This is a genomic window from Microbacterium sp. SCN 69-37, assembly GCF_001724435.1.
GTDB classification, from domain to species: domain Bacteria; phylum Actinomycetota; class Actinomycetes; order Actinomycetales; family Microbacteriaceae; genus Microbacterium; species Microbacterium laevaniformans.
Map to the genome: position 1 here is coordinate 1 of NZ_MEEL01000009.1, position 7985 is coordinate 7985.

Here is a 7985-nt window from a genome sequence, read left to right on the forward strand (position 1 = left end):
ACCCGCCGCGGACGGCTACATCACCGACCCGCGCACCTACCGCAACCGGCTCCGCCGCCTCGAGGGACAGCTCCGCGGAATCACCCGCATGATCGAGCAGGAACGCCCCTGCATCGACACCCTCACCCAGATCTCCGCCAGCAAACGCGCACTGGAAGGCGTAGCACTCAGCCTCCTCGACGACCACCTCCGCCACGCAAACACCACCGGGACCCTCACCGACGAGACCTCCCTCGCCGCCACCTCCGCGGCCATCGCCCGGCTGATCCAGCCCTAACCCCCACCCCTCTTCGCAGCGCAGCGGACACCGCACACAGACATGCCAGCCGCGCCCCGTCGCCGCTCGCCCAGGAGGACTCCTATGACCGCCGCAGCACTCGCGACCCGCGCCCGCGGCGGCTTCTGTCTGGCCATCACTGGCACCGTGCTGCTGATGGCCGCAGCCTCCGCCCCCTCACCGTTCTACCCGCAGCTCACCCAGCGGCTGCAGCTGGCACCGGTCGCGACCACCCTGATCTTCGCGATTTATGCCCTCCCGCTGCTGATCGCCCTGCTCACCCTCGGCTCCCTCTCCGACCGGATCGGACGACGCCGCGTCCTCAGCGTCGGGGCGGTGCTGCTCACCGTCAGCCTGCTGCTGTTCTGGGCCGCCGACTCGCTGCCCGCCCTGCTCACCGCCCGGGCCCTCCAAGGCCTCGCCGCGGGGCTGCTCGTCCCGGCGCTAAACGCGATGATGGTCGACTTCGAACCACCCCGCCGGCCGGGAGCCGCCGCGCTGGCCAACACCGCCGCCCCCATGGCCGGGCTCGCACTCGGCGCGCTCACCGCCGCGGTGCTGCTGGACCTGGACGGCATCGACGCGGGCACCATCTTCCTCGTGCTCGCCGCCGCGTTCGTCGTGCTCGCCGCGACCGCGTGGAGCATCCCCGACGCCGCCCCCGCCCGCCACGACCGGGGCCGTGCGCGTCGTGTTCCGCTGCCGCCGCGCACCCGGCGAGTGATCCTGTCCGTCGTCCCGGCGGTCATCTCCGGGTGGGTCACCAACGGCATGTTCCTGGCCCTGGGCACCGGGATCGTCGCCACCCAGTTCACCGCCGACACCCGCACTCAGGAAGCGGCGTCCATCGTGATCCTCGCTACCGCCGGTGTCGCAGCCGCGGTGCTGCTGCACCGCTCCAGCCCGCGACGCATCACCCTGTTCGGCAGCGTCAGCCTCGGATTGGGCACCCTGTTCAGCCTGCTCACCCTGCACGGGCACAGCCTCACCGGATACCTCGCCAGCGTCGCCATCGTCGGCGCCGGATTCGGGACCGCGTTCATGGGGGCCATGCGCACCCTGCTCCCACACGTCGACCCCGGCCAGCGCGCCACCGTTATGGCCGTGATCTACACGATCTCCTACCTGGCCATGTCGCTACCCACCGTGTTCGCCGGGCTCCTCGTGCCCGTGCTCACCCTGCCGGGCGCGGCGACCCTGCTTGGTGGGGCTGTTGTGGCGCTGAGCATCACCGCCATCCTCACCCGCCTGCTCCTGACCGACCAGCCCGCCCGCCGCGCGGCGGCCGCCCACCAGAAAGAGACCACGCGCCGATGACCACCCCCGCTCCTCGTCCCCGCCGCCAGCTCACCCGCCGCGGGTTCCTCTCCCTCAGCACCGGCGCCGTCGCCGCCGTGGCCCTCGCCGCCTGCACCCCGACCCCGGCATGGGTGACCCCCACCGGTGCCGCCGTGGACCGCGCCGAACGGGACCGGCGCGGCACCGGACGGGTCACCACCGCGGCGCTCACCGCCGCGGCCACCACCATCGACCTCGCCGGCACCGCCGCGGCGACGTTCTCCTACGGGTCGGTGCCCGGACCGGTCCTGCGGGTACGTGCCGGGGACACCCTGCAGGCGACGCTGCGCAACGATCTCCCCTTCGACACTTCCGTGCACTGGCACGGGCTCGCGCTGCGCAACGACATGGACGGTGTCCCCCCGCTCACCCAGCAGCCCATCGCCGCCGGCGACTCCTTCCGGTACGAGTTCACCGCCCCCGATCCGGGCACCCACTGGTTCCACCCGCACGTCGGCGCCCAGCTGGACACCGGACTGTACGGCGCGCTCATCGTCGAGGACCCCAACGAACCGCTCCGCTACGACGACGAATGGGTCATCATCCTCGACGACTGGCTCGACGGCGTCACCGCCACCCCCGACGAGGTGCTCGAGCAGCTGCGGCAGGGGATGGGGGAGATGGGCGGCCACGGTGACATGTTCATGCGGATGGGCAACATGCTGATGGGCGCGACCTCCGACCTGCTCGGCGGTGACGCCGGCGACGTCTACTACCCGCACTACCTGATCAACGGCAAACCGGCTCATCCCAATCGGGGGTGTAGGAGTTGGGGTCTGAAGCCGCCGGTCTCGAGCAGGCTTCGGGCGATGTAGTTGGTCAGGTTGCGGAACCCGAGTGCGGAGCCGCGCAGGTGTTCGAGCCGTCCGTTGAGTGCCTCGGTCGGCCCGTTGCTGGTGCCGGGTCGTTCGAAGTAGGCGAGCACGTCAGCGGCTCGCTTCTTCAGGGTCCGGCCCAGGGTGGTGAGCTCGGTGAGCACCTTGGGGACGCCGGCGCTGAGGTCGGTGATCAGCTTCTCCATGAGCTCGCGGCCACGTTGCCGGTCCTCGTGGCGATAGGCGGCGATCATGCGCTGGTAGACACCCCAGGTCGCCTCGACCTCGACGTGAGCGTCATCAACGAACAGCGCGCGTAGCCTGTCGCTCTGCTTGTCGGTGAGCAGGTCCGCGCCGGTGTGCAGCGTGCGCCGCGACTTGTAGAGCGGGTCGTCCCTGAACCCACGGTGCCCGTGGATCGCGAGTTGGACCCGGCGCCGGCACCTGTCGAGGGCGTCACCGGCCAGGCGCACGACGTGGAAGGGATCCATCACCGTGACCGCGTCCGGGATCTCCTCTGCAGCGGCGGTCTTGAACCCGGTGAAGCCGTCCATCGCGACCACCTCGACCGCGTCACGGAACGCGTCGTCGCGGTCGGCGAGCCAGGTCTTGAACGCCGCCTTCGACCGGCCCTCGACCATGTCCAGCAGCCTTGCTGGGCCGGCGCCATCGCGGACCGGGGTGAGGTCGATGATCACGGTGACGTACTTGTCGCCACGCCTGGTGTGGCGCCAGACGTGCTCATCGACGCCAATGACCTTCACGCCCTCGAACCGCGTGGGGTCGTTGATCAGCAGCCGCTTGCCTTCAGCCAGGACCGCGTTGTTGGCGGTGTCCCACGCGACCCCGAGTCCCTCGGCGACACGTGCAACCGTCCCGGTCAGACCGCGGCGGACGCAGCTGAGGCGCGGGAGCTGAAGAAGCGGATCCGCCTCCTCGAGCAGGAGAACGAGGTCCTCAGGCGGGCGGCGGCGTATCTGTCGCAGGCGAACCTGAAACTCGGTGGCTCCCCAAAATGACGTACCCGCTCGTATCTGAGCTCGCCGACGCGGGGATTCCCGTGACGGTGTCGTGCCGGGTCCTCAAGCTCGCCCGCCAGCCCTACTACCGGTGGAGAGGCGACCCGATCCGGGACGCGGACGTGCTTCGGGCGCACCGGATCAACGCGCTCCACGACGCGCACCACGAGGACCCGACGTTCGGCTACCGATACCCTTGGTCTGGAACACTTCCAAGCACAAGAAAGACAAGCACAATTGCTGTCGCGACAAACCAAGCCACCGGCCACCACGGCCCGAGTGGCGGTCGCGGCCGGTGGCCTGTCGCTGACTCACCCCTACGCACGGCATGCCCGTTCACCTCCCAAGAGCCGGAGGGATATCGCTTGGACATCGGGTCATCAACTCCAGCCGAGCAGTTCGGCCAGGTCGGAGTCTCGTATGAGCCCGTCGAGGCGGGCAGTTTCCCGGCCATTCCGTAGCACGATGATCGTTGGGATGCTCATGACGCTGTACCGCTTGACGATGTCTGGTTGTGCGTCGACATCGATCCGGTAGCCTTCGAATGCGCCGGGATTGGCGCTGGCGAAGCGGTCGAGTCTGGGTTCCAGTGCCCGGCAGGGGCACAGCTGGCCTGCCAGAAATCCAGTAACACCAGCCCTGGTCCGCCGGTGACCCTCCCCAGCTCGGGTTCTTCGATGATGGGGAACTGGCTCACTTTTTCCTCTCATCCTCACCGTCGTCCGGGGTGGTACGCCCGACGCTGCTGATCGCTTCAAACAACAGGGAAGGCCGGCCGCCGAGGCTGTTGATGAAGATCGTGGTGACGGACAGCGCCATGGCCACCATGGCCCAGACTGGGTACACCAGTCCGGTCGTGGCCGCAGGGATTCCGATGCCGTTGAACAGGAACGCCAGGGAGACGTTCTGCCGGGTGCGCCGGTAACTGGAGCGGCTGGTCCGCTGGGCTTCAAGGATCGCGGTGAGGTCATCACGGACGATGACCACGTCCGCGGATTCCACGGCGATATCGGTCCCGCCACCCATGGCGATGCCGACGTCGGCCTGCATCAGGGCCGGAGCGTCGTTGATGCCATCGCCCACCATAGCCACGCGGTTACCGCCGGCTTGCAGTTCACGGACCAAAGCGGCTTTCTCCTCGGGAAGGATTCCCGCACGAATCTCCTCGATTCCCACTTCCGCGGCAACGTGGGCGGCGGCGCGGCCGTTATCCCCGGTGGCCAGCACCGGGCGGATCCCGGCCTCACGCATCTCCGTGACTGCTCGGATCGCGTCAGGGCGAATGTCATCGCCCAGGGCGATGACGCCTTGCAGGCGGCCGTCGACGGCGACCGCGACAACCGTGCGGCCGATATCCTCCAGGCGGGTGACCGCGGACGACAACGGGTTCAGGTCGATTCCCTGGTCGTGGAGGAAGGCCGGTCGCCCAACCAGGACGGGGTTCCCCTCGATCGAGGCTCTGACGCCAAGACCGGTGACGGATTCAAAATCATCCGACGTCGGGATCGTGAGCCCGCGTTGTTCGGCTGCGGTGACGATGGCTCGGGCCAGCGGATGCTCCGAAGGGTTCTCGGCCGCTGCCGCGGTCGCCAGCAGTTGTTCTTCATCGCCAATCGCTTCGATTTCGCGGACGGTGGGGCGCCCTTCAGTGAGGGTGCCGGTCTTGTCCAGGACGATCGTTTGCACTTGGCCGAAGGTCTGGAACGCTTCACCGGTGCGCATGATGATGCCCTTGTCGGCTGCTTCACCGGCGGCGCGGACGATCGCCAGCGGAGCGGCGATACCCACCGCGCATGGGTAGCCCATCACCAGTACGCCGATGCCGGCAAAAACGGCGCGGCGGACGTCGGGCTCGCCGGCCACCGCCCAACTGCCGACCAGCCAGCCCAGTAAGGCGACGGCGGCGACGATGAGCACTGTGGGGGTGTAGACACGCAGGACCCGATCTACCAGGTGCAGGATCCCGGGTTTCAGTGCCCGGGCGTCTTCGACGTGGCGGACCACCTGAGCCAGGAAACTGTCCGCTCCTGTGCGGGTCACTTCCACCAGCACCGAGCCGGCTCCGTTGATGGACCCGCCAATCAGCTCATCGCCTGTTGCACGTTCGATCGGCACCGGTTCACCGGTCACCAGGGACAGGTCGACAGTGGTATGTCCTTCGATGACCCGCCCATCAACAGGTACCCGGTCGCCGGGACGGACCCGCACAATGTCACCGACACTAATCTGAGCTACCGGGACTTCCTCTTCCCGGCCCTCGCGCACGAGCCGTGCGGTGTCGGGTTGCAGTTCAAGCAGTTTCCGTACCGCCTGGCTGGAGCGGGTCTTGACCAGCAGCGAGAGCCATTCGGAGAAGATGTGGTAGTTCGCCACCAGCACGGTTACTGCGAAGAACGGTGCGGTCGGGTAATCAGGGAAGATTCCTGTGAGCCCTATGATGCCGCCGGCAATCCCGGCGAAAGCGCCAACCTCCAGCAGGACGTGCTGGTTCAGGATGCCGCGTCGTGCTGCCTGGTACGCCATCCGCAGGATATGCGGGGCAACACCGAACACCACGGCCAAAGCCAGAACACCGGTCACCCAACCGGTCGCCGGGTCAGTGATCAGGCCTGTTTCCCGGCCTGCGTACGCCAACCCTGCCGGCGCAATGATCGCCAGCGCGCCCAGGGCGGCCCTGGTTTTCCCGGCGGGCAGCAGGATCGCGTAGGCGACCGGCACCATCAGTACCACCACCGACGCCGGGACCAGAACCGACCAGATCCCGGAGACCTCAAGGATCAGAGCGATGGCTGTCAGGCTAGCGGCGACGGCCAGGAGCAGTCGCTTGCCTTCGCGGATCAGGTCCGCTTCCTCGTCCTCAAACGGGCGCAGCTTCCGAGGGTCATACAGGTCATAGCCGATATCGCGCAGCGTGGCCAGGATTTCCTGCGGTTTAATCAGCTTCGGGTCGTAATCGATGAGCGCCTGCTCATGGGTCAGACTTACCGCGACCTGATCCACACCGGCCTGGCGGCCCAACGCCTTCTCAATGGTCCCTGTGCACAGGGAGCAGTGCAGCCCGGCGATCCGCGCGCGGATCCGGGCGCGGCCCTCCAGATGGCTGGGCTCTTCATCCCATAACTGCTCATCCTTAGTAGCGGTATCCGTAGTCATTACGCGGACCCCTCAGTGTCGGCCACTTCATAGCCGGCAACCACCACTCGTTCCTCGAGCGCTTCACGGTCAGTCGCGTCGGGGTCATACCGGATAGTGAGTTCACCGGTGCGGTGATCCGCTCGGGCTTCACTGACACCTTCAAGCCGGCGCAGCGCCGTGCCGAGCCGTTGTTCACACCCGGTGCAGGTCATTCCCTCAATCTTCAGAGTCACGTTTGTTGTTGCCATGGTGCTCACCTCGCACTTTCCTCATTAGGGTCGCTGTCCTGCGTAGGACCTGGCAGGACGGTGTAGTGAATGGTTTGGGCCTGAATTCGGCCGTCACGGATAAGGAAGGAATCCGCCCCGTCCTCGACGCGAGCACCGTTCGAGGCCCGGGCGGTCCACTCCAAAAGGGCCACCTCGCCAGCGACAACACGGGCCGTATACGTGAATTCCGCCTCCGGCAGCTGTCCGTTCAGCAACTCAGCCAGTTCCCGGATGCCATCGTGGCCATGGCGCGCACCGGCCCTTGTCAGCACCACCACGTCCGGCGCGTAATTCCGTTCCAGATCCTCATCCACGCTCCCATGTGCGCCCTGCTGCAGATGATCGTCGAACACCTCGCCAGCGCTCCGGGCCGTCAATTCGTCTTCCATGCCTCTCACCCTAGACCTTCCATCCGACTGGAATGTCAAGGACCGAATTATGGGCAGGCAGCTGAAAGGCTTGAGGTCAGGTGTTGACGTTCCAGCGGGGGGAAGGTCCACGATGGAAACCCGCCGCCGACCCCGCCCAGTTCACCGGCACCCCCGGATCCCGGGTCCGGATCCGCCTGATCAACGCCGGTGGAGACACCGCATTCCGGGTCGCGCTCGGCGGACACAGGCTCACCGTCACCCACACCGACGGGTACCCCGTCGACCCGGTCGAGGTCGACAGCGTCCTGCTGGGGATGGGTGAACGCTACGACGTGCTCGTCACCCTCGGCGACGGAGTGTTCCCGCTCATCGCCGAAGCCGAAGGCAAACGCGAACGCGGCTTCGCGCTCGTCCGCACCGGCGGCGGGCAGGCGCCGGCCGCGGACGTGCAGATCACCGAGCTGGGGGAGGGCGCCCAGGTCGCGACCGCCGAGCGGCTGGCCGCGACCGCCGCGGTCACCCTCGACCGGCGTGACGCCGACCGCACCATCGCGCTGACCCTCACCGGCAGCATGGCCGACTACGACTGGGGCTTCAACGGCCGCCAGTTCGACATGCACGACCCACTCCGCGACGCACACCCGCTCACCGCGGGCGAACGCGTGCGGCTGACCGTCACCAACGACACCGACATGTGGCACCCGTTCCACCTGCACGGGCACACCTACCAGCACACCGGCGGCGGCCCCCGCAAAGACACC

8 protein-coding genes and 1 pseudogene are annotated in these 7985 nt (G+C 67.6%); 4 read left to right on the forward strand and 5 right to left on the reverse strand.

What is annotated here, in order from left to right; translation table 11 throughout:
- The first annotated feature begins 19 nt into the window (after positions 1-19).
- From ABS64_RS01015 to ABS64_RS01025, 3 genes are all read left to right on the forward strand, one after another.
- Positions 20-277: a metal-sensitive transcriptional regulator gene (locus ABS64_RS01015; RefSeq protein ID WP_292680183.1), complete on the forward strand. Its 258-nt coding sequence runs from the start codon at positions 20-22 to the stop codon at positions 275-277.
- Between the two features lie 84 nt (positions 278-361).
- Entirely contained in the window at positions 362-1594 is a 1233-nt protein-coding gene (locus tag ABS64_RS01020; protein WP_061018372.1) for an MFS transporter, read from the forward strand.
- Positions 1591-2430: a multicopper oxidase domain-containing protein gene (locus ABS64_RS01025; RefSeq protein ID WP_292680174.1), complete on the forward strand. Its 840-nt coding sequence runs from the start codon at positions 1591-1593 to the stop codon at positions 2428-2430. Before ABS64_RS01020 ends, ABS64_RS01025 begins: the two co-directional genes overlap by 4 nt.
- Here the strand turns inward: ABS64_RS01025 and ABS64_RS01030 are convergent.
- From ABS64_RS01030 to ABS64_RS01045, 5 genes and pseudogenes are all read right to left on the reverse strand, one after another.
- A pseudogene (locus tag ABS64_RS01030) lies at positions 2361-3305 on the reverse strand (ISL3-like element ISPfr2 family transposase); the annotation flags it as partial. The gene ABS64_RS01025 and the pseudogene ABS64_RS01030 sit on opposite strands and share 70 nt — an antisense overlap.
- A 524-nt stretch (positions 3306-3829) precedes the next feature.
- Complete coding sequence (locus ABS64_RS14645) at positions 3830-4159, reverse strand: thioredoxin family protein (protein ID WP_363331260.1); 330 nt, start codon at positions 4157-4159, stop codon at positions 3830-3832.
- The gene (locus tag ABS64_RS01035) at positions 4143-6602 is read right to left on the reverse strand and encodes a cation-translocating P-type ATPase (RefSeq protein ID WP_292680176.1); all 2460 of its coding nucleotides are present in this window, start codon (positions 6600-6602) and stop codon (positions 4143-4145) included. The genes ABS64_RS14645 and ABS64_RS01035 overlap by 17 nt, the downstream gene beginning before the upstream one ends.
- Positions 6602-6832, reverse strand: a complete 231-nt coding sequence (locus ABS64_RS01040; RefSeq protein ID WP_292680185.1) for a cation transporter — start codon at positions 6830-6832, stop codon at positions 6602-6604. Before ABS64_RS01040 ends, ABS64_RS01035 begins: the two co-directional genes overlap by 1 nt.
- A 5-nt stretch (positions 6833-6837) precedes the next feature.
- Complete coding sequence (locus ABS64_RS01045; protein WP_292680178.1) at positions 6838-7242, reverse strand: nuclear transport factor 2 family protein; 405 nt, start codon at positions 7240-7242, stop codon at positions 6838-6840.
- An 80-nt stretch (positions 7243-7322) separates the two neighbouring features.
- Here ABS64_RS01045 and ABS64_RS01050 point away from each other — a divergent pair.
- The coding region (locus ABS64_RS01050; protein WP_292680181.1) for a multicopper oxidase domain-containing protein at positions 7323-7985 on the forward strand (663 nt) is incomplete at its 3' end.

Excerpts from the sequence above, each read along its gene's own strand:
- ABS64_RS01040 (WP_292680185.1), bottom strand. The coding sequence starts at position 6,832 with ATGGCAACAACAAACGTGACTCTGAAGATTGAGGGAATGACCTGCACC.
- ABS64_RS14645 (WP_363331260.1), bottom strand. The coding sequence starts at position 4,159 with ATGAGAGGAAAAAGTGAGCCAGTTCCCCATCATCGAAGAACCCGAGCT.
- ABS64_RS01045 (WP_292680178.1), bottom strand. The coding sequence starts at position 7,242 with ATGGAAGACGAATTGACGGCCCGGAGCGCTGGCGAGGTGTTCGACGAT.
- ABS64_RS01020 (WP_061018372.1), top strand. The coding sequence starts at position 362 with ATGACCGCCGCAGCACTCGCGACCCGCGCCCGCGGCGGCTTCTGTCTG.
- ABS64_RS01025 (WP_292680174.1), top strand. The coding sequence starts at position 1,591 with ATGACCACCCCCGCTCCTCGTCCCCGCCGCCAGCTCACCCGCCGCGGG.
- ABS64_RS01035 (WP_292680176.1), bottom strand. The coding sequence starts at position 6,602 with ATGACTACGGATACCGCTACTAAGGATGAGCAGTTATGGGATGAAGAG.